Source organism: Curtobacterium sp. VKM Ac-2852 (assembly GCF_013205045.1).
GTDB classification, from domain to species: domain Bacteria; phylum Actinomycetota; class Actinomycetes; order Actinomycetales; family Microbacteriaceae; genus Curtobacterium; species Curtobacterium flaccumfaciens.
On the sequence record NZ_JABMLI010000002.1, the window covers coordinates 193,618 to 217,194 of the forward strand.

Consider the following 23,577-nt stretch of genomic DNA (forward strand, 5'->3'; position numbering starts at 1 on the left):
CGTTCGTGGCACCCCTCCACGGGTGTGACCTCCGGAGCCCGGCCGATCGGCCGGGCTCCGTAGCGTTCGGGGCATGTCGTCCCCGTCGTCTCCCGGACCCTGGTGGTCCCGTCTCGCGTTGTCACCGCGGGCAGCCGTGGTGCTGGCGGCGGTCGTGGTGGTGGTCGCCGTCGTGGTGGTCCTCGTCGGGGCGCTGCTGTCGGGTGGAGGCGAGGGTGCCGGGGGAACGGGTGGGGTCGTTGTGCGTGGGGCGCCGACGGCCGGTGCTGGTGGGGCGTCGGGCGTACCGTCTCCGTCCGCAGGTGCGTCTGCCGGTGCTGCTCCGTCCGCTCCTGGTGCCGGGCGCGTCGTGGTGCACGTGCTGGGGGCGGTCCGGCGGAGCGGTGTGGTCGAGTTGCCGGCACCGAGCCGGGTCGGGGACGCGCTCGAACGTGCCGGTGGCGCCACGGACGACGCCGACCTCGACCGCCTGAACCTGGCCCGGGTGCTGACCGACGGCGAGCGGTTGTACGTGCCGCGGGTCGGGCAACAGGAGGTGCCCGAGGCGCTCGGGCCGAGGGCAGACGGTGCTGCCGCCGGCCCGACCGCCGCCGCCGGGGCCGGGGCCGGGAGCAGCGGTGGCACTGCGGGCACCGGGGGCGAGGAGACCGCCGTCGTCGACCTGAACACCGCCGACCAGACCGCGCTCGAGACCCTGCCCGGGATCGGACCCGGGCTGGCCGGGCGGATCATCGCCTGGCGTGACGAGCACGGCCGGTTCACCGCGGTCGAGGACCTGCTCGACGTCAGCGGCATCGGCGACGTGCGGTTCGCCGAGCTCCGCGATCGTGTGCGGGTCTGAGGGGCGACGGTGCAGCTCGCGCCGAGTGCGATCGACCTGCGGTTCGCGGTGCCGGTCGCGGTCGCCTGGATCGCGACCGCCCTGCTCGTCGGCGTGCCCGACGTGGCACCCGCGGTCGGTGGGGCCGGGGCACTCCTTGCCGGCGTCAGCGGCAGCGTGCTCCGGTGGCGTCGGGGCACCGGGGTCGTGCCGACCGTCGCGGGGCTGCTGCTCGTTGCGGGGGCCTTGACGACGCTGCTCGCGGTGTCGGTCACCGTGGGGGATTCCCGGCGGGCCCCGGAACCGCTCCGTGCGCTCGTCGCCGGTCCGGGGGCGGGGCACGTGGACGTCGAGGCCGTGCTGACCCGCGACCTCGTGCCGGGGGACCGCTCCGTCACCGCGACACTGGTGCGTGCGGACGGCCTCGACGGGCTCCGGGTGCCGGTCCGGCTCGTCCCCGACCAGCACGGTGACGCACCGGGCGCCGTGCTGGCGGCCGGTGCCCGGGTCACCGTGACCGCCACCCTGCAGCCGGACGAACCCGGTTCCGCGACCGCGTTCGTCGCGTTCCTGCGCGGGACGCCGTCATCGGTGCCGCCCGACGGGCTCCTCGGTGCCACCGACACCGCGCGGCAGGCCTTCGTACGAGCCACGGCCGACCTGCCGCAGCCCGGAGCGGCGCTGCTGCGCGGGCTCGCGATCGGGGACCGTTCCGGCCTCGACCCGACGACCGAGGCGGCGATGGAGACCTCGGCGTTGACGCACCTGACGGCGGTGTCCGGGGCGAACTGCGCGGTGGTGGTCGGGCTCGTCGTGGTCCTCGGTCGAGCCTGTGGTCTGCCGAGAGGCCCCCGGGCCGCGGCGGCAGTCGGCGTGCTCCTAGTGTTCGTCGTGCTCGTGCGCCCCGACCCGTCGATCGTCCGGGCCACGGTGATGGCGATCGTGGTGCTCGTCGTGCACCTGGCCGGTCGACCGGTGCGGGGTGTCCCGCTCATCGCCCTCGCCGCGGTCGGCATGCTCGTGGTCGACCCCTGGTTCGCGCGGTCGTTCGCGTTCGCCCTGTCCGTGCTCGCCACGAGCGGGATCGTGGTGCTCGGTCCGCCGCTCACCGAGCTCCTGGCGCGTCGTGTGTGGCCGCCGGTCGCCGCCGCACTCGCGATCCCGGTCGCCGCGCAGGTAGCCTGCTGGCCGGTGACGATCCCGCTGTCGGCGGCGCTCCCGACCTACGCGGTGCCCGCGAACCTGCTGGCGGAGCCGTTCGCGCCGGTCGTCACGGTGATCGGGCTCGCCGCGTGTGGCCTCGCTCCGGTGTGGCCGGTCGGTGCGCAGGGGCTCGCGGCCGTCGCGTGGGTCCCGGCCGCCGCCGTCGGGGGCATCGCGCACGGGGCGGCCGCCCTGCCACACGCGTCGGCTCCCTGGCCGGCCGGGGTGCCCGGTGTGGCCGCCGCGGTGCTGGTGTGCGGCTGCATCGCGGTCGCCGTGCTGGTCCGGGGGCGGCTCGGCTTCCGGTTGGTGCTCGCCGCAGGGGTGGTGGTCGTGGTCGGTGTCGCAGCCGTCACCGTCCCGGTGCTCGTCGTCCGGGGATCGGTACCGGGCGACTGGTCGGTCGCTGCGTGCGACGTCGGGCAGGGGGACGCCGTGGTGCTCCGCGGCGATGACGCCGTCGCGCTCGTGGACACCGGCGACGACGAGGAACGGCTCCGGGCGTGCCTGGAACTGCTCGGGGTCACCCGGATAGACCTGCTCGTCCTGACGCACTTCGACCGCGACCACGTCGGCGCGGTGGGCGCTGTGGCGGACACGGTCGAGACCGCCCTGGTCGGACCCGTGGGCCGTGCGTCGGACGAGCGGGTGGTCGACGACCTCCGGCGTGCCGGTGTCGACGTCCGGACGGCGGACGACCGCGTGTCCGGCACCCTCGGGCCGCTCGCCTGGCGCGTGGTGTGGCCGCCGGGCGGGGACCGTGCCGCCGGCAACGACGCGAGCATCGTGCTGGTCACGGGGCCGGCGGACGGAGACTCCTGTCCGGCGTGCCTGACCGGGGTCTTCCTCGGCGACCTGGGGGAGTCGTCGCAACGTCGGCTGCGCAACGCCGGTGGTCTGCCGGAAGGGCCGATCGACGTGGTGAAGGTGGCGCACCACGGCTCCGCGGACCAGGACCCGCAGCTCTACCGAGGGCTCGCCGCGCGGGTCGGACTCATCGGGGTCGGTGCGGACAACACCTACGGGCATCCGACGCCGTCCGCGCTCGGCATGCTCGAGGCTGCTGACACGCTGCCGCTCCGCACCGACGAACGCGGGACCGTGGTGCTCGCCCGCTCCGGCAGCGATGAGGTGCGGGTGTGGACGGAGCGCTCGTCGTCGGCGGCCGCCCGTAGGATCGTCGGTGCACCACTCGACCCGGCACCGTCCGGGCCGGCACCACCGGAAGGACCACATGGCCGCCAAGAAGCCCGCGCGCGCCGCAGCGAAGATCGACCAGGTGCCCTGGTCGGGGATCCGTCCGGCACCCGTCGTGCTCATCACCGGGCCCGAAGCGTTCCTCGCCGACCGCGCCCGCGGTGTGCTGAAGGACCTGCTGCAGGGCGAGGACCCCGCGCTCGAGGTACACGACCTCGAAGCCGACCAGTACGCCCCCGGGCTCCTCGCGACCCTCGCCAGCCCATCGCTGTTCGGCGAGCCGCGACTCGTGCAGGTCACGAACGTCGAGAAGTGCACCGACGCCTTCATCACCGAGACGATCTCGTACCTGCAGGCCCCCGCCGACGACGTCACCCTGGTGCTCCGGCACGGGGGTGGCGTGCGCGGCAAGAAGCTCCTCGACACGATCCGCAGCGGTGTCGGCGGCGGGGTCGAGGTGCTGTGCGACGAGCTCAAGCGCGAGACCGACCGCATCGACTTCGTGAACGCCGAGTTCCGCGCAGCACGACGCCGGATCGCACCCTCCGCCGTCCGGACCCTGGTGACCGCGTTCGCCGACGACCTCGCCGAACTCGCCGCCGCGTGCCGACAGCTCCTGGCGGACGAGGCCGAGGAGATCACCGACAAGGTCGTCGACAAGTACTACGGCGGTCGCGTCGAGACGAACGCGTTCAAGGTCGCCGACATCGCCCTCGCGGGTCGGTCGGCACCGGCGATCGTCGAGCTGCGGCACGCCCTGGCCACCGGCGAGGCACCCGTGCCGATCGTCGCCGCGTTCGCGAGCAAGATCCGCACGATGGCGAAGGTCAGCGCCTTCCGGGGTCCGAGCGGGCAGGCGGCCTCGGCGCTCGGCATGGCGCCGTGGCAGGTGCAGCGCGCGCAGCGTGACGTCGCCGGCTGGAGCGAGTCCGGGCTGGCGAACGCGATCATCAGCATCGCCGAGGCGGACACCGCGGTGAAGGGTGGCTCGCGCGACGCGCACTACGCGCTCGAGGTCATGGTCCGCACCATCGCCCGACGCGGCGAGCCCCGCTGAGGCGAGTCGGGCCTCCCGGCCTTCTCGCGCGCCGGTCGGCCGGCGCTTCGTGAGCACAAATGGTCGGGTGTTCCATCACGACCCGACCCTTTCTGCTCACGAAGCGAACCAAACGCACCCCACGCCGCACGCACGCCGCACGTGCCACACACGACGAAGGCCCCGCACCAACGGTGCGGGGCCTTCGGACCAGAAGGGTCAGGACGTCAGAGCGACGAGACCTTCTTCGCGATGGCCGACTTGCGGTTCGCGGCCTGGTTCTTGTGGATGACACCCTTGCTCACGGCCTTGTCGAGCTTCTTCGACGCGAGGGCCAGGGCGGCAACGGCCTTGTCCTTGTCACCGGCGGCGACGGCGTCGTTGGCACGACGGATGTGCGTCTTGAGCTCCGACTTGTACGCCTTGTTGCGCTCGGTGGCCTTGAGGTTGGTCTTGATGCGCTTGATCTGCGACTTGATGTTCGCCATGAATTGCTCCTGCTCGTCTCGTACGGGTGGGCGCGACCGCAGGGTAGAGGGGCCCTTGGTCGCATCGCGTTCCACCCGTGGGCGGGGAACGCGGAAGCCAGCCACCAACACTACCAGGCAAGCGGGCTGCCACCAAAGCACGAAACACCGCCGGATCGGCGGAAGCCCGCGGTCGACCGCGGCGAAACCCCACGGCAACACGCACCGGATACCGTGACGGACATGCCCTCCCTCGCACCGCGCATCGACACCGTGCCCGCCTCCGGCATCCGGAGGGTCTTCGAGCAGGCGGCCCTGCTGCAGTCGAGCGGTACCGACGTCACGATGCTCGTGATCGGCGAGCCGGACGTCCCGGTGGCGCCGCACATCGGCGAGGCGGCCCGTCGCGCCTGGACCGAGGACCGCACCGGGTACACGCCGAACGGCGGGATCGCGCCGCTCCGCGAAGCCGTCCGCGACAAGCTCCGCCGTGAGAACCGGATCGAGGCCGACCTCGAGCAGATCTGGATGACGATCGGTGCGACGCAGGCGCTCTTCCAGGCGATGACGCTGACGCTGAGCCCGGGCGACGAGGTGCTCGTGCCGGACCCCGGCTACACGACCTTCACGATGAACGCCCACATCATCGGGGCGACCCCGGTGCCGTACCGGCTGGAGCCGCAGCACGGTTTCGAACCCGATCTGCAGGCCCTCGAGGCGAGCGTCACCGAACGCACCCGGGTGCTCATCGTCAACTCGCCGTCGAACCCGCTCGGCTCGGTCTTCGGCGAGGAGACCCTGCGTGCGCTCCTGGCCTTCGCGAAGCGGCACGACCTCTGGGTGATCAGCGACGAGGTCTACGAGTACTTCACCTACGGCACCCGGCACGTCAGCCTGGCGGCGCTCGACGAGGACGACCGCGTGTTCTCGGCGTTCTCGCTGAGCAAGACGTACGCGATGACCGGTGTCCGCGTGGGCTACCTCGTCACGCCGAAGGGACTCGGCGCGACGATGCGGACCACGCAGGAGGCCATGATCAGCTGCGTCGCCGAACCCGACCAGTACGCGGCCCTCGCGGCGATCGTGGGGGACCACTCCGCGGTGCGCGACGCTCGGGAGCACTACCGCGCGAACCTCGAGGTCGCGAAGGAGACGCTCGACGCCGCCGGCATCCGGTACCTCGACCCACGCGGGGCGTTCTACCTGTGGATCGACATGTCGCACGCGTCCGACGGGGACATCGCCGAGTGGGCGCTGGGGTTCCTGCAGCGTGAGCGGGTCGCCGTCGCGCCGGGCAGTGCCTTCGGACGCACCGGCGAGGGGTGGATCCGCGTGTGCCTCGCAGCCACCGCGGACGACCTGCGGCGCGGCCTCGGTGCCCTGCCGGCTCCGGCGCACGCGACCGTCTGACCGGCGGCCGACGCCCGCCTCGTCGACCGCATCACCGCTTCGGAGGCGCGCCCCGCGTCCGTCACGCACGTGGCGAACGCGCGCCGTGCCTCCAGGGCGGGTGAAGCGTGGGAGACTGTTGCGACCGTCCGACCCACCTGAGGAACCGTGAGCCCACAAGCATCCGCTCCGCTGGAGCCCGCAGCGACCCCGGCCGACGCGATCCGCAACTTCTGCATCATCGCGCACATCGACCACGGCAAGTCGACGCTGGCCGACCGCATGCTGTCGATCACCGGCATCGTCGAGGACCGCGCGATGCGTGCGCAGTACCTCGACCGCATGGACATCGAGCGCGAGCGCGGCATCACGATCAAGTCGCAGGCCGTGCGCATGCCGTGGGAACTCGACGGTGAGACCTTCGCGCTGAACATGATCGACACCCCCGGGCACGTCGACTTCTCGTACGAGGTCTCGCGCTCCCTGGCCGCGTGCGAGGGCGCGATCCTGCTCGTCGACGCCGCCCAGGGCATCGAGGCGCAGACGCTCGCGAACCTGTACCTGGCGCTCGAGAACGACCTCGAGATCATCCCGGTCCTCAACAAGATCGACCTCCCGGCGGCCGAACCGGACAAGTACGCGGCCGAGCTCGCGCAGCTCATCGGTGGCAAGCCCGAGGACGTCCTCCGGGTGTCCGGCAAGACCGGCGTCGGGGTGCCGGAGCTCCTCGACCTGGTCGTCCGTCGCGTGCCGGCCCCCGTCGGCGACGCCGAGGCAGCGCCCCGCGCGATGATCTTCGACTCGGTCTACGACAGCTACCGCGGCGTCGTCACCTACGTCCGCATGATCGACGGCACCATCTCGCCCCGCGAGAAGGTCCAGATGATGTCGACCAAGTCGACGCACGAGATCCTGGAGATCGGGGTCTCGAGCCCGGAGCCGAAGCCCACGAAGGGGCTGTCCGTCGGTGAGGTCGGCTACCTGATCACCGGTGTGAAGGACGTCCGCCAGTCCAAGGTCGGCGACACCGTCACGAGCGCGCAGAAGCCCGCGACCCAGGCGCTGCCCGGCTACACGGACCCGAAGCCGATGGTGTTCTCGGGCCTGTACCCGATCGACGGCAGCGACTACCCGGTGCTCCGCGAAGCGCTCGACAAGCTCAAGCTCTCCGACGCCGCACTGGTCTACGAGCCGGAGACCTCGGTGGCGCTCGGCTTCGGGTTCCGCTGCGGGTTCCTCGGGCTGCTGCACCTCGAGATCATCACCGAGCGGCTGTCCCGCGAGTTCGGGCTCGACCTCATCACCACGGCCCCGAGCGTGATCTACGAGGTCACGACCGAGGACAACGCCGTGACCGAGGTCACGAACCCCTCGGAGTTCCCGACCGGGCGCATCGTCGAGGTCCGCGAGCCGATGGTCCGCGCCGCGATCCTGGCCCCGAAGGACTACGTCGGCGCGATCATGGAGCTCTGCCAGCAGCGCCGCGGCTCCCTGCTCGGCATGGAGTACCTCGGCGAGGACCGCGTCGAGATCCGCTACGAGATGCCCCTCGGCGAGATCGTCTTCGACTTCTTCGACCAGCTGAAGAGCAAGACCCAGGGCTACGCGTCGCTCGACTACGAACCGACCGGCGACCAGGCCGCCGACCTCGTCAAGGTCGACATCCTGCTGCAGGGCGACCAGGTCGACGCCTTCAGTGCGATCGTGCACCGTGACAATGCGTACGCCTACGGCACGCTCATGACCGAGCGGCTGCGCAAGCTCATCCCGCGCCAGCAGTTCGAGGTGCCGATCCAGGCTGCCATCGGCGCCCGCATCATCGCCCGCGAGAGCATCCGCGCGATGCGCAAGGACGTCCTGGCGAAGTGCTACGGCGGTGACATCACCCGCAAGCGCAAGCTCCTCGAGAAGCAGAAGGAGGGCAAGAAGCGCATGAAGACCATCGGTCGGGTCGAGGTCCCGCAGGAGGCCTTCATCGCGGCGCTCTCTGGCGACGTCGAAGAGAAGAAGAAGTAGCGCCGGGTCAGCCGGTCCGGCGGGCGCGCGCCCGCAGGGCGGCCAGGCAGAGGGCCGGGAGGCTCGCAGCGGCCAGTCCCGCCAGTGCGGTCCGCAGGATGGCCCAGTGGGCAGCCGCGTCGAAGTCGGTCTGCTCGCCGGAGGCCACCCCGGCGACCACGGCGCCGACGACCATCGCGAGCGTCACGACCGCGAGGACCAGCGGCAGCCGACGGCCGCGCTGACGCCGCACCGCCGACACCAGTGCTGCACCGAACAGCAGCACCCCGGCGCCGGCGCAGCTCGCCCCGACGGCGGCGATGACGTTCGCGGTGTCGAAGCCGTTCCACGCCTCGGGAGCGAGCGCGACGGTGGCGTACCGGGCGGGTGACGCCGCGGCCGACGTGGTCACGTCCACCAGCACCCGGGCGGCCGCCGCCACGCCGAACGCGACGATCGCGAGCGCGGCGAGGACGGCGGTCCGGCGGTCGACGGACCCCGGACGGACGGGGGTGGGGCGGGGCACCTGCTGACGATAGCCCCGGGGCGGGCGGTTGTCGGGCCTCCAGTTCGGGGTGCACGGCGGGCGGGCCGATCCGACGGAGGTGAGCGTGGATCGGTTCGATCCGGGGCGGCCCGCCCAAGTAACATGGCGGCATGAGCATCCGCGGGAGCTACCGGACCGCCCTGACGTACGGCGCGGTGGGGGCGACCCAGGCGTCGGACCTCATGACCTACCCGCCGGACGGCTTCACGCCGGCCGAGTCGCGCGCGCGGATCGGACACGGCGACCAGCGGTTCGAGACCGCCGTGGTGCAGGCGCTCACGTGGCAGATCCAGGAGCGCAGTGGTGTCCGTGTGCGCGTCGAGGAGCAGCCCGACGACGACGAGGTCCGGTACAACCCGGTCACCTTCGACGACGACGGTGTGCCGATCGCCCCGGCGTCCATCGGCACGCCCCGGGTCGAGAAGTTCGCACCCGACGGCACCCCGCTGCTGACTGCGGGCACCAGCGCGACGCTGACGATCCACGCGTTCGGGCAGACCGTGCTGGCACCGGTGCGCGTCGTGTCGATCATCGACGAGCACGACCGCAAGGGGTTCGCCTACGGCACGCTCGAGGGGCACCCGCTCTCCGGCGAGGAGTCGTTCGTCGTCGAGCGCACCCCGGACGGCTCGGTGTGGCTGCAGGTCCGGCAGTTCTCGCAGCCGGCGAGCAGGAAGTGGCGCTTCGTCGCGCCGTTCGTGCGGCGGCAGCAGAAGGTCATGGCGGAGAAGTACCTGGCGGCGCTGCGGGGAGACTAGGCGTCTGGTCGCGGTCTCGCGGTCTCGCGGTCGCGCCCGCGGTCTCGCGACCCCGCTCGCTCCTGCTCCTCAGCGGAGCGGCGGGAGTGCGGCGATCGCATCCTCGATGAGGGCGGCGTCCTGCTGGCAGTCGCGTGCGACCGTCACGGCGTTCGTGTGCCGCAGCGCGTCCACGTCGTAGACACCCGTCGCCACGGCCAGGAAGGGGATGCCCGCGGCGTCCGCGGCCTCACCGTCGCGCGGGGTGTCGCCGACGATGACCGCCCGGGTGCCGACCAGCTCGGCGGCGGCGCGCAGGGTGACCCCGGCCCGCTCGACCTCGGTGTCGCCGAAGTACGAGTGCTCCCAGTCGAAGACGTCGGCGTCGAACCCGGCGCCGGTGAGCTTCACCCGGGCGCGGTACTCGGAGTTGCCGGTGAGCAGGCCGTTGCGCCACCCGAGTTCGGCGAAGCGGGTCAGGAGCGCCTTCGCCCCGGGGACGCTGCTGCGGTGGTCGCCGGAGGCGTGCCGTTCGGCGGTCAGGTCGTGCAGGTGCCGGCTGACCGTGGGGATCAGGGTGTCCTCGAACGCGTGGGCGTGCACGTGCTCGGCGATGAGCCCGGCGTCGGTCCGGCCGTGCTGGTGCCCGACCCGCAGGGTGAGGTCGCGGCCCACCGCCCGCTCGAGGGCGAGGTGGTAGAGGTTGCCCGGGGACGACGCGTTCATCACGAGGGTGCCGTCGATGTCCCACAGGACCGTGGTGGGGACGGGATGGTGCTCCATGGCTCCATCATGACGGAGAATGGAGCCCATGCCGAGTGCTCTCCCGATCGCCGATCCAGCACCAGCGGACGGCCTGATCACCCCGTGGGCGGCGGCGGGCTCCGCTGCCGGGCCGGGGGCTGGTCCCACCGCCGGTGACGTGCCGTTCGGCGTGTACGTGCACGTGCCGTTCTGCCGCGTGCGCTGCGGCTACTGCGACTTCAACACCTACACGGCGTCGGAACTCCGCGGCGTCCGTCGCGACGACTACGCCGGGCACGCCGTGCGCGAGATCGAGTGGGCCGCGACCGTGCTCGACCGTTCCGGTGTGCCCCGGCGGCCGGTGTCGACCGTCTTCTTCGGCGGCGGCACCCCGACCATGCTCCCGGCGTCCGACCTGGCGATGATCCTCCGTGCGATCGACGACACCTGGGGCATCCTGCCCGGGGCAGAGGTCACCACCGAGGCGAACCCGGACTCCGTCGACGCGGCGTCGCTCGAGACGCTGCGGGCCGGCGGCTTCAACCGGATCAGCTACGGCATGCAGTCCGCCGTGCCGCACGTGCTCGCCACGCTCGACCGCACGCACGACCCGCTCCGGGTCCCCGTCGTCGTCGACCTCGCCAAGCAGCAGGGCCTCGACGTCTCGCTCGACCTCATCTACTCGACGCCGGGTGAGTCCCTCGCCGACTGGCGGACCTCGCTCGACGCCGCGATCGCCTGCGAGCCCGACCACGTGTCGGCGTACTCGCTCATCGTCGAGGACGGCACCGCGATGGGCCGCATGGTCGCCCGCGGCGAGCTCCCAGCCCCCGATGACGACCTGGCCGCCGACATGTACGAGCTCGCCGACCAGGTGCTCGGCGACGCCGGCTACTCCTGGTACGAGGTGTCGAACTGGGCGCGCGGCGACGCGCACGCGAGTCGCCACAACCTCTCCTACTGGAAGGGCCACGACTGGTGGGGCGTCGGCCCCGGCGCACACTCCGCCGTCGCCGGCACGCGCTGGTGGAACGTCAAGCACCCGGCCGCGTACGCGAACCGGGTGCTGTCGGGGGAGTCCCCGGCCGCCGGCCGCGAGACCATCGACGACGAGACGCGGTACGTCGAGCGCCTGCTGCTGGCGGCGCGGGTCCGCGGGGAGCTCGCGACGAGCGAGATCCGCCAGGAGGCCCGTGGCCGGGTCGCCGGCCTCATCGCACGCGGACTCGTGGACGGGTCGGCCGCGGTGCGGGGACGGATCGACCTGACCCTGCAGGGTCGCCTGCTCGCCGACGCGGTGGTGCGGGAGCTGCTCGACTGAGGGGCCGGCGCACTGCCCGCTGCGCAGTGCTTGCCGCTTACTGCTTGATGAACTCGATCGAGAGCGGGTAGCGGTAGAACTGGCCCTGGTTCGCGGCGATCGCGGCCATGATGCTGAAGATCAGCGACACGATGCCCGCTGCCAGCACGATCAGGACCCCGACGCCGAACACCGACGTGAGCGAACCGACCACGTAGGCGATGCCCATCGTGATGTGAAAATTGAGCGCGACGCGGGTGTGCTCGCGGACGAAGCCGCCGCGGTCGCGGAGGACCAGGTAAGCGACCAACGGTGCGATGAAGTTGAAGAAGATGCCGCCGATGTGCGTCAGCGTGGCCCACAGGCGCTGGTCCTCCGGGCTCATCGGCCGGGGCGGGGTGTAGCCGGCGGGGTACTGCGGTCCGCCGGGGTACTGCGGTCCGCCGGGCTGCTGGGGGCCACCGGGGCCGTGGCCGTACTGGCCGCCGGGCTGCTCGGGTCCGGGGCCGTCGGGCTGCTGTCCGTAGGTCATGGCGGAAGCGTATCGGCCGACCGCCCGGAAGTCCCGGGCCGTCAGCGGTCGGGCGTAGGATCAGCAGTCGACACGTCCGAGTGCCAGGTCGATCGGGAAAGGAGGCGCTCGTGGTCAGTGAACGCAGCCTCGAGGTCCTCAAGGCCATCGTGCGCGACTACGTGGCGTCGCGTGAACCCGTCGGGTCGAAGACCATCGTCGAGCGGCACGCCTTCGGGGTCAGCGCCGCGACGATCCGCAACGACATGGCCCTGCTCGAGGACGAGCAGCTGATCGCCGCGCCGCACACCTCGTCCGGCCGGGTGCCGACCGACAAGGGGTACCGCGTATTCGTGGACCACCTGGCGGGTGCCCGTCCGCTCTCCAGCGCGCAGCGCCACGCCATCGAGACCTTCCTCGGCGCCCCGAACGACCTCGACGAGGTCCTCGGGCGCACCGTCCGGCTGCTCAGCCAGCTCACCAACCAGGTCGCCCTGGTGCAGTACCCCTCGATGGTGCGCGCCCGGGTGCAGCACGTCGAGCTCGTCCGGCTCGGTGACGCCCGGTTGATGGTGGTGCTCATCACCGACACGGCCCGTGTCGAACAGCGCGTGGTCGAGACCGACGTCCCGCTCGACGAAGACTCGCTGGGTGAACTCCGCACCGTGGTGAACGGCGCGACGGTGGGGCTCCTGCTGCAGGACGTCCCGACCGCGCTCCGAGCCGTGCCGCAGCAGCTCCGCCCCGACGCCCAGACGCTCGGCGGGGTCGTCGTCGCCACGCTCATCGAGCAGGTCGCGGCGAACCGGCAGGACCGCCTGCTGATGGCCGGTGCGGCCAACCTGGCGAAGAGCGAGCAGGACTTCTCCGGCGGGCTCTTCCCGGTGCTCGAAGCGATCGAGGAACAAGTCACCCTGCTCCGGTTGTTCGGGGAGATGCAGGTGGACGACATCGCGGTGGCGGCCAGCATCGGCGTCGAGAACGCCGAGTACGGGCTCGACGCCACGAGCATCGTCGCCGGCGGCTACCTGGCCGGTGGCGAGGTGGCCCGCCTGGGCGTCCTCGGACCGACCCGCATGGACTACGGCACGAACATGGCGGCCGTCCGCGCCGTCGCCCGCTACCTGTCCAAGCTCCTGGGCGAACACTGACCAACCGACCGAACCCAACCGACTGAGGGATACGTGGCAGACCACTACGACGTCCTCGGCGTCCAGCGAGACGCCTCCGATGCCGACATCAAGAAGGCCTACCGCCGCCTGGCGCGTGAGCTCCACCCGGACGTGAACCCGGCACCCGACGCCGCCGAGCGCTTCAAGGACGTGACGCACGCGTACGACGTGCTGAGCGACCCCGAGCAGCGGCGCCGGTACGACGCCGGGCCGCAGGCCGACAGCCCCTTCGGTGGTGGCGCCGGTGGCTTCAGCGACATCTTCGACGCCTTCTTCGGCGGCGGCGGTGGCGGCGGCCGCGGGTCGGGCCCGCGCAGCCGTGCCGAGCGCGGCCAGGACGCCCTGCTCCGCATCGAGGTCGACCTCGACGAGGTCGTCTTCGGCACCCACAAGGACGTCGAGGTCGACACGGCGGTGCTGTGCGAGACCTGCCACGGCTCCTGCTGCGCACCGGGCACCAGCCCGCGCACGTGCGACATCTGCGGCGGCTCCGGGCACATCCAGCGCCAGGTCCGTTCGCTCCTGGGCAACGTGGTGACGAGCGCCCCGTGCGGCACGTGCCGCGGGTACGGCACCGTCATCCCGAGCCCCTGCCCGACCTGCCAGGGTCAGGGCCGCGTCCGCGCGCGTCGCACCGTGCCGGTGGACGTCCCCGCCGGCGTCGACTCCGGACTCCGCCTGCAGATGCCCGGCCAGGGCGAGGTCGGTCCGGCCGGCGGCCCGTCCGGCGACCTGTACCTCGAGATCCGCGTGCGCCACGACGACGTCTTCAGCCGCGACGGCGACGACCTGCTCGCGACGCTCGAGGTCGGCATGACCGACGCCGTCCTCGGCACGACCACCACGATCGACGGCCTCGACGGTCCGGTCGAGCTCGAGATCCGTCCCGGTGTGCAGAGTGCCGACGTCCTCGTCATCAAGGACCGCGGCATCACGAAGCTGCGCGGGAACGGCCGCGGTGACCTGCGGGTCGGCGTGCAGGTCGTCACGCCGACCAAGCTGTCCCACAAGGAACGGCAGCTGGTCGAGCAGCTCGCGAAGTCGCACAAGACCACCGCGCCGCAGCTCGCCCGGTTCCAGCAGGGCATGTTCGGCAAGCTCCGCGACCGGTTCTTCAACCACTGATGGCGTCGCTGTACCTCGTCGACTCGCTGGACGGCGTCGCCGTCGGTGACCCGGTGTCGCTCGACGGCGCCGAGGGCCGGCACGCGGTCTCCGTCGCGCGCGTCCGGGTCGGCGAGGTCCTGCGGATCGCCGACGGCCGGGGCACCGTGGTCTCCGGTCCGGTGACGGCACTCGGCAAGGACACGCTGGAGCTCGCGGTCGAGACCGTCGAGCACCAGGACGCACCGCGCCCGTCGCTGACACTCGTGCAGGCCCTGGCCAAGGGCGGTCGCGACGAGATGGCCGTGCAGGCGGCGACCGAGATCGGCGTCGACCGGGTGGTGCCGTGGTCGGCCGCGCGCAGCGTCTCCCGGTGGGACGGCGCGAAGGTCGAGAAGGGCCGTGCCCGATGGGCCGCGATCGCGCACGAAGCCGCGAAGCAGGCGATCCGTCCGCGGGTGCCCGTCGTCGCGCCGCTGGTGACGACCGGACAGCTCGTGTCCGCGCTCGGGGACGGGACCACCCTCGTCCTGCTCGACCCGACCGCGACCGTGCGGCTCGCCACCTGGGAGCCCCCGACGGACGCCGAGGACATCGCCCTCGTCGTCGGCCCCGAAGGAGGCATCGACGGCGCGGAGCTCGACCGGCTCGAGGCCGCGGGCGCCGTGCGGGTCCGACTCGGCGACAGCGTGCTCCGCACGTCCACCGCCGGACCGGCGGCACTCGCTGTCCTGCAGGCGCGACTGGGTCGCTGGTGAGCCGGACCACGCCGTCGGGCGCGTCCTACGATGGACCCATGAGCAGCAGCACGCCCAGCGTCTTCTCCAAGATCATCGCGCGCGAGATCCCGGCGACCATCGTCGCCGAGGACGACCGTGTGATCGCGATCGAGGACATCGCCCCGAAGGCTCCCGTCCACGTGCTCGTCGTCCCCAAGACCGAGCAGTACGCCAACGTCGGCGAACTCGCAGCGGGCGACCCCGACCTGCTGGCCCACGTCGTCGCCACCGCGCAGCGCATCGCCGACGAGCGCGCCGACGGCCAGTTCCGACTCGTCTTCAACACCGGCGAAGCCGCCGGTCAGACCGTGTTCCACGTGCACGCGCACGTACTCGCAGGTGAACTGCAGGAAGGCACCCTTGCCGGTTAACGAACCAGTACAGCCCACCGCCGCCGACGACGAGTCCGTCTCGGTCTCGCTCCAGGTCGACGGCATCGCCATGGTGCAGCTGCTCGGTCCCCAGGACCGTCTGCTCAAGACCGTCGAGCGCCAGTACTCGGGCGTCCGGGTCGTCGTCCGTGGCAACGAGGTCACGCTGACCGGGCCCGAGCGCGATGTCGCACGCGCGAAGGCGCTCGTCGACGAGCTCGTCGGCATGGTCAGGCGCGGGCAGGAGATCGGCCCGTCCGACATCCCGATGTCCGCACGCATCCTCGACGACGACCGCAAGCCGTCCGACACCTTCGGCACCCCGATCGTGTCGAGCCGCGGCAAGTCCGTCCGCCCGAAGACGGACGGGCAGCGCGCCTACGTCGACGCCATCGACGAGCACACCATCACGTTCGGCATCGGTCCGGCCGGTACCGGCAAGACGTACCTGGCGATGGCCAAGGCCGTGCAGGCGCTGCAGCGGCGCGAGGTCAACCGGATCATCCTCACCCGTCCCGCGGTCGAGGCCGGCGAGCGGCTCGGCTTCCTGCCGGGCACGCTCACCGACAAGATCGACCCGTACCTGCGCCCGCTGTACGACGCCCTCAACGAGATGATGGACCCGGAACTGGTCCCGAAGCTCCTGGCGGCCGGCACCGTCGAGGTCGCCCCGCTGGCGTACATGCGTGGCCGGACCCTCAACGACTCCTTCGTGGTGCTCGACGAGGCGCAGAACACCACGCCCGAGCAGATGAAGATGTTCCTGACCCGGCTCGGGTTCGGTTCGAAGATGGTCATCACGGGTGACATCACCCAGGTCGACCTGCCGGGCAACGTCTCCGGTCTCCGGCTCGTGACGCGCATCCTCGACCAGGTCGAGGACATCCACTTCGCCCGTCTCGGCAGCGAGGACGTGGTCCGCCACACCCTCGTCGGCCGGATCGTCGACGCGTACACGGTCTACGACGAGGAGCGCCTCGCCGAGCAGGCCGGGCAGCGCCCCGGTGGCCGCGGCACCGCCCCGGTCGGCAACCCCGACGGAGCGAACCGCGCCGAACGCCGTGGGCGACCGCCGCAGGACCGCGCACGACCCCCGTACCCCCAGAACGACGCCCGAGGAGGCACCCGGTGAGCATCGAGCTCAACAACGAGTCCGGCGTCGAGGTGGACGAGGCCGCGATCCAGCGGCTCGCCGCGTTCGCCCTGGACGCGATGCACGTCCACGCCGATGCCGAGCTCGCGATCGTGCTGGTCGACGAGGGTGCGATGGAGCAGCTGCACGTCCGGTGGATGGACGAGCCCGGACCGACGGACGTCCTGAGCTTCCCGATGGACGAACTGCGCCCCGGCACCGAGGACGACCCCACGCCGGCCGGGCTGCTGGGCGACATCGTGCTCTGCCCGCAGGTGGCCGAGGAGCAGGCGAAGACCGCCGGGCACTCGAGCACCGACGAGATGCTGCTGCTCACCTGCCACGGCATCCTGCACCTGCTCGGCTTCGACCACGCCGAGCCCGACGAGAAGGCCGAGATGTTCGGCATCCAGGGCGAGATCCTGACCGCCTTCGCCGCCCAGCACCGAGGGCGGTAGCCGGTGGTCGTCGTCGCCGGACTCCTCGCGGTGGCGCTGGGGCTCGTCGTGCTCGGCGGGCTCCTCGCCGCGAGCGACGCCGCACTCTCGGTGGTCTCCCGTGCCGACCTCGAGGAGATCGCCAGGGGCAACAAGCGCCGCCGCGCCATCGAGGCGATCGCCGACGACGTCGGGGCGCACGTCAACGCGCTGAACTTCTTCCGGGTCCTCGCCGAGACCGCGGCTGCGGTGCTCGTCACGATCGCCCTCGTACGCGCCTTCGACAGCTGGTGGATCGCACTCGTCGTCTCCGCCGCGATCATGACCGCGGTGTCGTTCGTGCTGGTCGGGTCGAGTCCGCGCAGCGTCGGACGCGCCCACGCCGAGCGGCTGATCGGTGCGACCGGCGGCATCGTCCGTGGTGTCCGCATCGTGCTCGGTCCGCTGGCCGGGCTGCTCGTGCGGATCGGCGACCGCGTCACCCCTGGCCGCGGCCGGAGCGCCTCCACCGTGTCGAGCGAGGAGCAGCTGCTCTCGCTCGTCGACGAGGCCACCGAGAGCAACGTGCTCGAGGACGAGGACCGCGAGCTCATCCACTCGGTGTTCGAGTTCAGCGACACCCTGGTGCGCGAGGTCATGGTGCCCCGCACGGACATGCTCACCGTCGACGGTGCGGAGACGCTGGCCGCGGCCATGGAGCAGTTCCTGGCGGCCGGGGTGTCCCGGATGCCGGTGACGGGTAAGGACAGCGACGACGTGCGGGGGGTGCTCTACCTGCGCGACGTCGCGCGGTGGCTGTACGAACGGCCGGCGTCCCGCAGCGAGCGGGTCAGCCGGCTGCTGCGGCCCGCCGAGTTCGTGCCGGAGTCGAAGCACGCCGACGACACCCTGCGGCACATGCAGGTCGCCAAGAACCACCTGGTGCTGGTGGTCGACGAGTACGGCGGTGTCGCCGGGCTGGTGACCATGGAGGACCTGATCGAAGAGCTCGTCGGCGACATCTCCGACGAGTACGACCGCGCCGTCGTCGACCGGACCGAGGTCGAACCGGGCATCTGGCGGATCTCCGCTCGACTGCCGATCGACGAGCTCGGCGACCTGTTCGGCATCGAGCTCGACGACGACGACGTCGACACCGCCGGTGGCCTGCTCACCAAGGAGCTCGGACACCTCGCCGTCTCCGGCGACACCGTCACCGTGTCCGGGGTCGTCCTGACCGCCGACCGGGTGGAGGGCAAGCGCCGCCACCTCATCACCGTGCTCGCCGAACGCACCCACGCCCTGGCCGACGTCGAGGACGCCTTCGACGACGCCGAACCCACCACGACGGGAACCACGCACGCATGACCGACCCCGACACCACCCAGGCCGGCTCGGAGAAGCCCTACCGCGCGGGCTTCGTCTCGTTCGTCGGCCGTCCGAACGTCGGCAAGTCGACGCTGACCAACGCCCTGGTGGGCGAGAAGGTCGCCATCACCTCGTCGAAGCCGCAGACCACCAGGCGCGCCATCCGCGGGATCGTGCACCGGCCCGACGGCCAGGTGATCATCGTCGACACCCCGGGCGTGCACCGTCCGCGCACCCTGCTCGGCGAGCGGCTCAACGACCTCGTGCAGTCCACGCTCGGCGACGTCGACGTGATCGGGTTCTGCGTGCCGGCGAACGAGCCCGTCGGTCCCGGCGACCGGTTCATCAACGACACGCTCGACCAGTACCCGCGCGCCAAGAAGATCGCGATCGTCACGAAGATCGACAGCACCTCGAAGGACCGCGTCGGTGAGCAGCTGCTGGCCGTCTCGAAGCTCCGCGACTGGGACGCCGTGGTGCCGACCTCGGGCACCAGGGGCATGCAGCTCGAAGACCTGCTCGGCGTGATCACCGCCCTGCTCCCCGAGTCGCCGCAGCTGTACGACTCGAGCGCGGTGACCGAGGAGACCGACGAGGAGCGAATCGGCGAGCTCATCCGTGAGGCTGCGCTCGAGGGTGTCCGTGACGAGCTACCGCACTCGCTCGCCGTGGTCATCGAGGACATCGTCGAGCCCGACGCGGACGACGACGCCGACGGCCCCCTGCGCATCTTCGCGAACCTGTTCGTCGAGCGGGACAGCCAGAAGGCGATCGTCATCGGACACAAGGGCGAGCGCCTGAAGGACGTCGGTTCCCGGGCCCGCGTCGAGATCGAGTCGCTGCTCGGCGGCCGGCACGTCTACCTGAACATCCGCGTGAAGGTGGCCAAGGAGTGGCAGCGTGACCCGAAGCAGCTCGGACGCCTCGGCTTCTGACCGTCGGCCGCTCGCACCCCGGGTCATCCGGGCGAGGGACGCGGGGACGAGCGACCCGCCGTACCGTGGACGGGTGTTCCGTCCCATGCTGCGCGCGCAGGTCATCACCGACCTGCTGATCGCCGTGCTGCTCGGCGGCCTCGTGCTGGTCGCCAGCGGGCGCGGGCTCGACGGGCCGCTGTCCGTGGTCACCGTCGTCGGGATGACCGGCGCCCTGGCCATCCGGCGTCTGTCACCCGGGCTCGCCCTGGCCGTGGCGTGGGTGTTCGCGGTCTTCGAGATGGCCACCCTGCAGGTGCCGGACGTCTCGAACGCCTTCATCGCCGGCGTCATGTACACGACGAGTGCCTACGGCAGCCGCCGTGTGCGGCTGGCCGGGCTCGTGTCGGCGATCCTCGGGTCCGTGGCGGCGGCGGCGTACATGGGCTTCGACGACTACCAGAACCGCCTCACCTACGAGACCACCTCGAAGTCGGTGCCGGAGTCGCTGCAGGTCACCCTGTCGTTCTTCGCCGTCGTCCTGCTCCTGCTGCTGCTCCCGTGGCTCGCCGGACTCGTGGTCCGGACCCGTCGCTCGGCGAGCATGAGTCGCGAGGCCCAGCTGCTTGCCGAGCGTGACGCCGCGCGGGCCGATCGGGCTGTCGCGGTCGAGCAGGAGCGCGTGCGGATCGCCCGCGACATGCACGACATCGTCGCGCACTCGCTCGCGGTCGTCATCGCGCAGTCCGACGGTGCCCGGTACGCCCTGAAGGCCGACCCCGCGGTGGCCGACCAGGCCCTCAGCACCATCTCGGCCACGGCCCGCCGAGCCCTCGGCGACGTGCGCGAGCTCCTCGGCGCGCTCCGGCACGAGCAGGGGACCGCGCCGACGCCCGAGATCGACGACATCGACCGGCTCGTCGACGAGATGCGGCAGCTCGGGCTCGACGTGCGGGTGGAACGCGAGGGCGACCCCGCCGGGCTGCCCACCACCACGCAGCTCGCCGTCTACCGGATCGTGCAGGAGAGCCTGACGAACGCGTACAAGCACGGAGAGCCCGGCAGCCCGGTGCGTGCCGCCCTGACCTACCGGCCGGACACGGTCGAGATCGCCGTCGTGAACCGACGCGCGGACGACGGGGTCCGCGGCCCCGGGACGGGCCACGGCCTGGTCGGCATGCGCGAGCGCGCCGTGATGACCGGCGGCACCATGACCGCCGGGGCCCGAGGGGACGACTTCGCGGTCGCCGTCCGGATGCCGACCGTCCCGGCCAGCGGGCAGATGCCCCGCGGCCGGATCACCCCGACCGAGCAGGAGCGCACCGCCCGATGACCACGATCCCGACCGACGAGCACTCGATCCGTGTTGCCCTCGTCGACGACCAGGCGCTGTTCCGCACCGGCATCCGGATGCTCGTCGACTCACAGCCCGACCTGCGGTTCGTCGGCGAGGCGGGCGACGGTGCCGAGGGGGTCGAACTCGTCCGACGGACCCGTCCCGACGTGGTGCTGATGGACGTCCGGATGCCCGTGATGGACGGCATCACGGCGACCGGCCACATCGTCGAGCAGTCCGGCACCGACGGTGCGAAGGTGCTCGTGCTGACCACGTTCGACTTCGACGAGGCCGCCGCCAAGGCCATCCGCGCCGGTGCGAGCGGCTTCGTGCTCAAGGACGCCGACCCCGAGTTCCTGCTCGCGGCGGTCCGGACCGTGCACGCCGGCACCGCGGTGTTCGCCGCGTCGGCCACGCGGGAGCTCCTGCGGCGGTACGACGACTCGGTCGGACGCGCTGCCGCCGTCCCCGCGGCGTTCGCCGACCTCACGCCGCGTGAGCGCGAGATCTTCGACCTGGCCGCCCGGGGGTTCAGCAACGGCGAGATCGCCCAGCACGAGTACGTCAGCGAGGCGACCGTGAAGACGCACATCTCGCGGGTCCTGACGAAGCTCGAGCTCCGGGACCGGGTGCGCCTCGTGGTCTTCGCCCACGAACACGGGCTCGTCACCAAGGCCGACTGATGCCGGGTCATCCGCGGGGATGACCCCTCCACAGGCAACCGAGCCGAGCGGACGATCCACAGGAGCCGAGCGGGCGACGCGGGACGGGACCCCTGACCGCCATCGTGGATGCATGACCACGAGCCACGCCCCGATCATCCGCCTCGACCACGTGTCCAAGCACTACGGCGACGACGCCCGACGTGTGACCGCGCTCGACGACGTCAGCGTCGACATCGGCGCGGGGGAGTTCACCGCGGTGATGGGCCCGTCCGGGTCCGGCAAGTCGACCCTCATGCACGTCGCGGCCGGCCTCGATGCCGTGTCCGCCGGCCGGATCCAGATCGACGGCGTCGACATCACGGCCCTGGGCGACAAGGACCTCACCGAGCTGCGTCGTCGTCGGCTGGGCTTCGTGTTCCAGTCGTTCAACCTCCTCCCGACGCTCGACGTCAGCGAGAACATCCGGCTGCCGTTCCTGCTCGGCGGGCACAAGCCCTCGCACGAGGAGACCGCCTGGATCGACCGGCTGGTCGAGATGCTCGGGCTCGGCAACCGGCTGACGCACCGGCCGCACCAGCTCTCCGGCGGGCAACAGCAGCGCGTCGCCATCGCACGGGCGCTCGCTTCGCGGCCGGCGGTGGTCGTCGCCGATGAACCGACCGGCGCGCTCGACTCCCGCACGGGGCGCGACGTGCTCGCGATCCTCCGCGGCGCCGTCCAGGAATGGGGCCAGAGCGTCGTCATGGTCACGCACGACCCGGTGGCGGCCGCGAACGCCGACCGGATCCTGTTCCTGGCCGACGGCCGGATCGTCGCCGACCGCCCCGCGATGGACGCCGGCGCGATCTCCACGACGATGCTCGGGATGGAGGCAGCAGCGTGAACGGCATCCGATCCTTCGCCCCCACCGTCCTGGTCGCCGCCCTCGGCACCACGTTCGGTTCCGCCCTGGTCATCGCACCGGGGATCGTGACCGAGGCGCTCCGAGCCGCCGGGGTCGCCGACCTCGGACCGATCAAGGCGATCCTGTCGGTGGTCGGGTGGCTGTTCCTCGGCATCGCGCTCTACGTCGGCGCGATCGTCACCGCGAACACCTGCGCCACCCTGATCGCCGGGCAGACCCGGATCATCGCGCTGCAGCGGCTCGTCGGTGCGACCGGTGCGACCCTCCGTGCGCGGATCACCCGCACCGGCCTGGTCGTCGGCGTGCTCGGCGGGGTCGTCGGCGCCGTTGTGGGCACCGCGCTCTCGGCCCTGTTCGTGGTCGTCCTGCGGGGCAACGGGGTCCTGCCCGACGCCGAGTACACGTACGTGCCGTGGGAGCTGGTCCTGCCGGTCGTGGCCGTCGTCCTCGCCACCTGGGGTGCCTTCGCTGCCGGGTCGCGCCGCGTGCTCACCGTCACACCGCTCGAAGCCCTGTCGTCGTCCGTCGAGCCGAGCCACGACGACGTCCGGTCCGGTACGGCCCGCAAGGTCTGGGCGATCGTGCTCATGGCCGGCGGCGCGGTGCTGATGCTGCTCGGGCTCGCGGTGAGCTCGCTGTCCCCGGTCGCGGTCCTTCCGGCGGCGCTCGGCGGGTTCGTGTCCTTCGCGGGGATCGCCGTGGGGGCGACGATCGTGATGCCACCCGTGCTGCAGCTCATCGGCCGCATCGGCTCGCACGACCCCGTCGTCCTGCTCGCCGGACGGAACGCGATGCGGGCGCCGGGTCGGTCCTCGCGGGCGACCATCGGGCTCGTCATCGGTGTCACCCTGCTCGTCACCTTCGCGGTGGCGCTCGGCATCATGCAGCACGTGCTCGAGACCGAGATGCGCGCCATGAGCGCGGGGAGCGCCACCCCCGAGATGATCGAGGCGCAGCGGGACCTCTTCGTGCAGATCAACGCCGTCGTCAGCGTGATCGTCGGGTTCTCCGCCGTGATCGCCGCCGTCGGGGTCGTGAACGCCCTGGCGCTCGGGGTGCTCCAGCGTCGACGCGAACTCGGGCTGCTGCGGGTGCTCGGCCTGACCGGCGCGCAGGTTCGACGGATGATCGTGACCGAGGCCGTGCAGATGGTCGTCGCGGCCGTCGTCTCGGGGCTCGCACTCGGCACGCTGTACGGCTGGGTCGGCGGGCAGACGCTGCTCGGCTCGCTCGGGACGCCCGTGGCACCGGTGCTGCCGCCGCTGACCATCGGCATCGTGGTGATCGGCGCGCTGGTCCTGGCGGTCGTCGCCACCATCGCCCCGGTGCGGCGCGCCATGCGTGTCCCGCCGACCGAGGCGCTCGCGGTCGACTGACCCGTCGCCCTGGTCGCACCACGCGACGACACGGGAGGCCCGGTGCCAGCTGGCACCGGGCCTCCCGTTCGTCGTGTGGTCGCGCCGACGTGCC

General features: G+C 71.9%; 22 protein-coding genes and 1 pseudogene. 19 read left to right on the forward strand and 4 right to left on the reverse strand.

Annotated elements, in window-relative coordinates; genetic code table 11:
- Positions 1-73: 73 nt before the first annotated feature.
- The 3 genes and pseudogenes from HQQ79_RS07300 (at position 74) to holA (ending at position 4,277) form a co-directional block, all read left to right on the forward strand.
- Positions 74-841, forward strand: a complete 768-nt coding sequence (locus HQQ79_RS07300; RefSeq protein ID WP_173033370.1) for a ComEA family DNA-binding protein — start codon at positions 74-76, stop codon at positions 839-841.
- Positions 842-1,561: 720 nt separating this feature from the next.
- Positions 1,562-2,584 (forward strand): annotated as a pseudogene (locus HQQ79_RS19115) (ComEC/Rec2 family competence protein); the annotation flags it as partial.
- Positions 2,585-3,257: 673 nt separating this feature from the next.
- Complete coding sequence (gene holA / locus HQQ79_RS07310) at positions 3,258-4,277, forward strand: DNA polymerase III subunit delta (protein ID WP_027465301.1); 1,020 nt, start codon at positions 3,258-3,260, stop codon at positions 4,275-4,277.
- A 206-nt stretch (positions 4,278-4,483) separates the two neighbouring features.
- Here the strand turns inward: holA and rpsT are convergent, their stop codons facing one another.
- Positions 4,484-4,744, reverse strand: coding sequence for a 30S ribosomal protein S20 (rpsT, locus tag HQQ79_RS07315; RefSeq protein ID WP_017886662.1), 261 nt, complete (start codon positions 4,742-4,744; stop codon positions 4,484-4,486).
- A gap of 222 nt (positions 4,745-4,966) precedes the next feature.
- On the opposite strand from rpsT, the gene HQQ79_RS07320 reads away from it, so the two are divergent.
- Both HQQ79_RS07320 and lepA read left to right on the forward strand, forming a co-directional pair.
- Positions 4,967-6,133 carry a pyridoxal phosphate-dependent aminotransferase gene (locus tag HQQ79_RS07320; RefSeq protein ID WP_027465302.1) on the forward strand — a complete coding sequence of 389 codons (1,167 nt, stop codon included), beginning with the start codon at positions 4,967-4,969 and terminating at the stop codon, positions 6,131-6,133.
- A 147-nt stretch (positions 6,134-6,280) separates the two neighbouring features.
- Positions 6,281-8,128: a translation elongation factor 4 gene (gene lepA, locus HQQ79_RS07325; protein WP_173033372.1), complete on the forward strand. Its 1,848-nt coding sequence runs from the start codon at positions 6,281-6,283 to the stop codon at positions 8,126-8,128.
- Positions 8,129-8,135: 7 nt separating this feature from the next.
- On the opposite strand, the gene HQQ79_RS07330 is transcribed toward lepA, so the two are convergent.
- Positions 8,136-8,633: a hypothetical protein gene (locus tag HQQ79_RS07330; protein WP_173033374.1), complete on the reverse strand. Its 498-nt coding sequence runs from the start codon at positions 8,631-8,633 to the stop codon at positions 8,136-8,138.
- Between the two features lie 131 nt (positions 8,634-8,764).
- Between HQQ79_RS07330 and HQQ79_RS07335 the strand changes: the two genes are divergently transcribed.
- The gene (locus HQQ79_RS07335) at positions 8,765-9,412 is read left to right on the forward strand and encodes a DUF1990 family protein (protein ID WP_035808235.1); all 648 of its coding nucleotides are present in this window, start codon (positions 8,765-8,767) and stop codon (positions 9,410-9,412) included.
- A 69-nt stretch (positions 9,413-9,481) separates the two neighbouring features.
- Here the strand turns inward: HQQ79_RS07335 and HQQ79_RS07340 are convergent, their stop codons facing one another.
- Positions 9,482-10,174, reverse strand: a complete 693-nt coding sequence (locus HQQ79_RS07340) for an HAD family hydrolase (protein WP_173033376.1) — start codon at positions 10,172-10,174, stop codon at positions 9,482-9,484.
- A 28-nt stretch (positions 10,175-10,202) separates the two neighbouring features.
- Between HQQ79_RS07340 and hemW the strand changes: the two genes are divergently transcribed.
- Complete coding sequence (gene hemW / locus HQQ79_RS07345; protein WP_027465306.1) at positions 10,203-11,456, forward strand: radical SAM family heme chaperone HemW; 1,254 nt, start codon at positions 10,203-10,205, stop codon at positions 11,454-11,456.
- A gap of 37 nt (positions 11,457-11,493) precedes the next feature.
- Here the strand turns inward: hemW and HQQ79_RS07350 are convergent, their stop codons facing one another.
- Positions 11,494-11,967: a DUF4870 domain-containing protein gene (locus tag HQQ79_RS07350; RefSeq protein WP_083404419.1), complete on the reverse strand. Its 474-nt coding sequence runs from the start codon at positions 11,965-11,967 to the stop codon at positions 11,494-11,496.
- A 110-nt stretch (positions 11,968-12,077) separates the two neighbouring features.
- Here HQQ79_RS07350 and hrcA point away from each other — a divergent pair, with 110 nt between their 5' ends.
- The 12 genes from hrcA to HQQ79_RS19125 all read left to right on the forward strand — a co-directional run bounded on the left by hrcA (position 12,078) and on the right by HQQ79_RS19125 (position 23,483).
- The gene (gene hrcA / locus HQQ79_RS07355) at positions 12,078-13,097 is read left to right on the forward strand and encodes a heat-inducible transcriptional repressor HrcA (RefSeq protein WP_027465308.1); all 1,020 of its coding nucleotides are present in this window, start codon (positions 12,078-12,080) and stop codon (positions 13,095-13,097) included.
- A gap of 33 nt (positions 13,098-13,130) precedes the next feature.
- Positions 13,131-14,243 carry a molecular chaperone DnaJ gene (gene dnaJ, locus HQQ79_RS07360; RefSeq protein ID WP_017886671.1) on the forward strand — a complete coding sequence of 371 codons (1,113 nt, stop codon included), beginning with the start codon at positions 13,131-13,133 and terminating at the stop codon, positions 14,241-14,243.
- Positions 14,243-14,980 (forward strand): 16S rRNA (uracil(1498)-N(3))-methyltransferase, encoded by a 738-nt coding sequence (locus HQQ79_RS07365; protein ID WP_111236433.1) that lies wholly within the window; start codon positions 14,243-14,245, stop codon positions 14,978-14,980. The genes dnaJ and HQQ79_RS07365 overlap by 1 nt, the downstream gene beginning before the upstream one ends.
- Positions 14,981-15,018: 38 nt before the next feature.
- Entirely contained in the window at positions 15,019-15,372 is a 354-nt protein-coding gene (locus HQQ79_RS07370; RefSeq protein ID WP_027465310.1) for a histidine triad nucleotide-binding protein, read from the forward strand.
- A 70-nt stretch (positions 15,373-15,442) separates the two neighbouring features.
- Positions 15,443-16,504 (forward strand): PhoH family protein, encoded by a 1,062-nt coding sequence (locus tag HQQ79_RS07375; protein ID WP_254066195.1) that lies wholly within the window; start codon positions 15,443-15,445, stop codon positions 16,502-16,504.
- Positions 16,501-16,962 carry an rRNA maturation RNase YbeY gene (ybeY, locus tag HQQ79_RS07380; RefSeq protein WP_017886675.1) on the forward strand — a complete coding sequence of 154 codons (462 nt, stop codon included), beginning with the start codon at positions 16,501-16,503 and terminating at the stop codon, positions 16,960-16,962. The genes HQQ79_RS07375 and ybeY overlap by 4 nt, the downstream gene beginning before the upstream one ends.
- 3 nt (positions 16,963-16,965) lie before the next feature.
- A complete protein-coding gene (locus HQQ79_RS07385) occupies positions 16,966-18,288 on the forward strand; it encodes a hemolysin family protein (protein WP_071248109.1) in 1,323 nt (440 codons plus the stop codon).
- A complete protein-coding gene (era, locus tag HQQ79_RS07390; RefSeq protein WP_027465313.1) occupies positions 18,285-19,223 on the forward strand; it encodes a GTPase Era in 939 nt (312 codons plus the stop codon). Before HQQ79_RS07385 ends, era begins: the two co-directional genes overlap by 4 nt.
- Before the next feature lie 73 nt (positions 19,224-19,296).
- Entirely contained in the window at positions 19,297-20,535 is a 1,239-nt protein-coding gene (locus tag HQQ79_RS19120) for a histidine kinase (protein WP_216852339.1), read from the forward strand.
- Entirely contained in the window at positions 20,532-21,221 is a 690-nt protein-coding gene (locus tag HQQ79_RS07400; RefSeq protein ID WP_173033380.1) for a response regulator transcription factor, read from the forward strand. Before HQQ79_RS19120 ends, HQQ79_RS07400 begins: the two co-directional genes overlap by 4 nt.
- 112 nt (positions 21,222-21,333) lie before the next feature.
- Positions 21,334-22,086: an ABC transporter ATP-binding protein gene (locus HQQ79_RS07405; RefSeq protein ID WP_173033382.1), complete on the forward strand. Its 753-nt coding sequence runs from the start codon at positions 21,334-21,336 to the stop codon at positions 22,084-22,086.
- Positions 22,083-23,483 (forward strand): FtsX-like permease family protein, encoded by a 1,401-nt coding sequence (locus tag HQQ79_RS19125; RefSeq protein WP_173033384.1) that lies wholly within the window; start codon positions 22,083-22,085, stop codon positions 23,481-23,483. The genes HQQ79_RS07405 and HQQ79_RS19125 overlap by 4 nt, the downstream gene beginning before the upstream one ends.
- The last annotated feature ends 94 nt before the right edge of the window (positions 23,484-23,577 follow it).

Excerpts from the sequence above, each read along its gene's own strand:
- HQQ79_RS07300 (WP_173033370.1), top strand. The coding sequence starts at position 74 with ATGTCGTCCCCGTCGTCTCCCGGACCCTGGTGGTCCCGTCTCGCGTTG.
- holA (WP_027465301.1), top strand. The coding sequence starts at position 3,258 with ATGGCCGCCAAGAAGCCCGCGCGCGCCGCAGCGAAGATCGACCAGGTG.
- rpsT (WP_017886662.1), bottom strand. The coding sequence starts at position 4,744 with ATGGCGAACATCAAGTCGCAGATCAAGCGCATCAAGACCAACCTCAAG.
- HQQ79_RS07320 (WP_027465302.1), top strand. The coding sequence starts at position 4,967 with ATGCCCTCCCTCGCACCGCGCATCGACACCGTGCCCGCCTCCGGCATC.
- HQQ79_RS07335 (WP_035808235.1), top strand. The coding sequence starts at position 8,765 with ATGAGCATCCGCGGGAGCTACCGGACCGCCCTGACGTACGGCGCGGTG.
- HQQ79_RS07340 (WP_173033376.1), bottom strand. The coding sequence starts at position 10,174 with ATGGAGCACCATCCCGTCCCCACCACGGTCCTGTGGGACATCGACGGC.
- hemW (WP_027465306.1), top strand. The coding sequence starts at position 10,203 with ATGCCGAGTGCTCTCCCGATCGCCGATCCAGCACCAGCGGACGGCCTG.
- HQQ79_RS07350 (WP_083404419.1), bottom strand. The coding sequence starts at position 11,967 with ATGACCTACGGACAGCAGCCCGACGGCCCCGGACCCGAGCAGCCCGGC.
- HQQ79_RS07365 (WP_111236433.1), top strand. The coding sequence starts at position 14,243 with ATGGCGTCGCTGTACCTCGTCGACTCGCTGGACGGCGTCGCCGTCGGT.
- HQQ79_RS07370 (WP_027465310.1), top strand. The coding sequence starts at position 15,019 with ATGAGCAGCAGCACGCCCAGCGTCTTCTCCAAGATCATCGCGCGCGAG.
- HQQ79_RS07375 (WP_254066195.1), top strand. The coding sequence starts at position 15,443 with ATGGTGCAGCTGCTCGGTCCCCAGGACCGTCTGCTCAAGACCGTCGAG.
- era (WP_027465313.1), top strand. The coding sequence starts at position 18,285 with ATGACCGACCCCGACACCACCCAGGCCGGCTCGGAGAAGCCCTACCGC.
- HQQ79_RS07400 (WP_173033380.1), top strand. The coding sequence starts at position 20,532 with ATGACCACGATCCCGACCGACGAGCACTCGATCCGTGTTGCCCTCGTC.
- HQQ79_RS07405 (WP_173033382.1), top strand. The coding sequence starts at position 21,334 with ATGACCACGAGCCACGCCCCGATCATCCGCCTCGACCACGTGTCCAAG.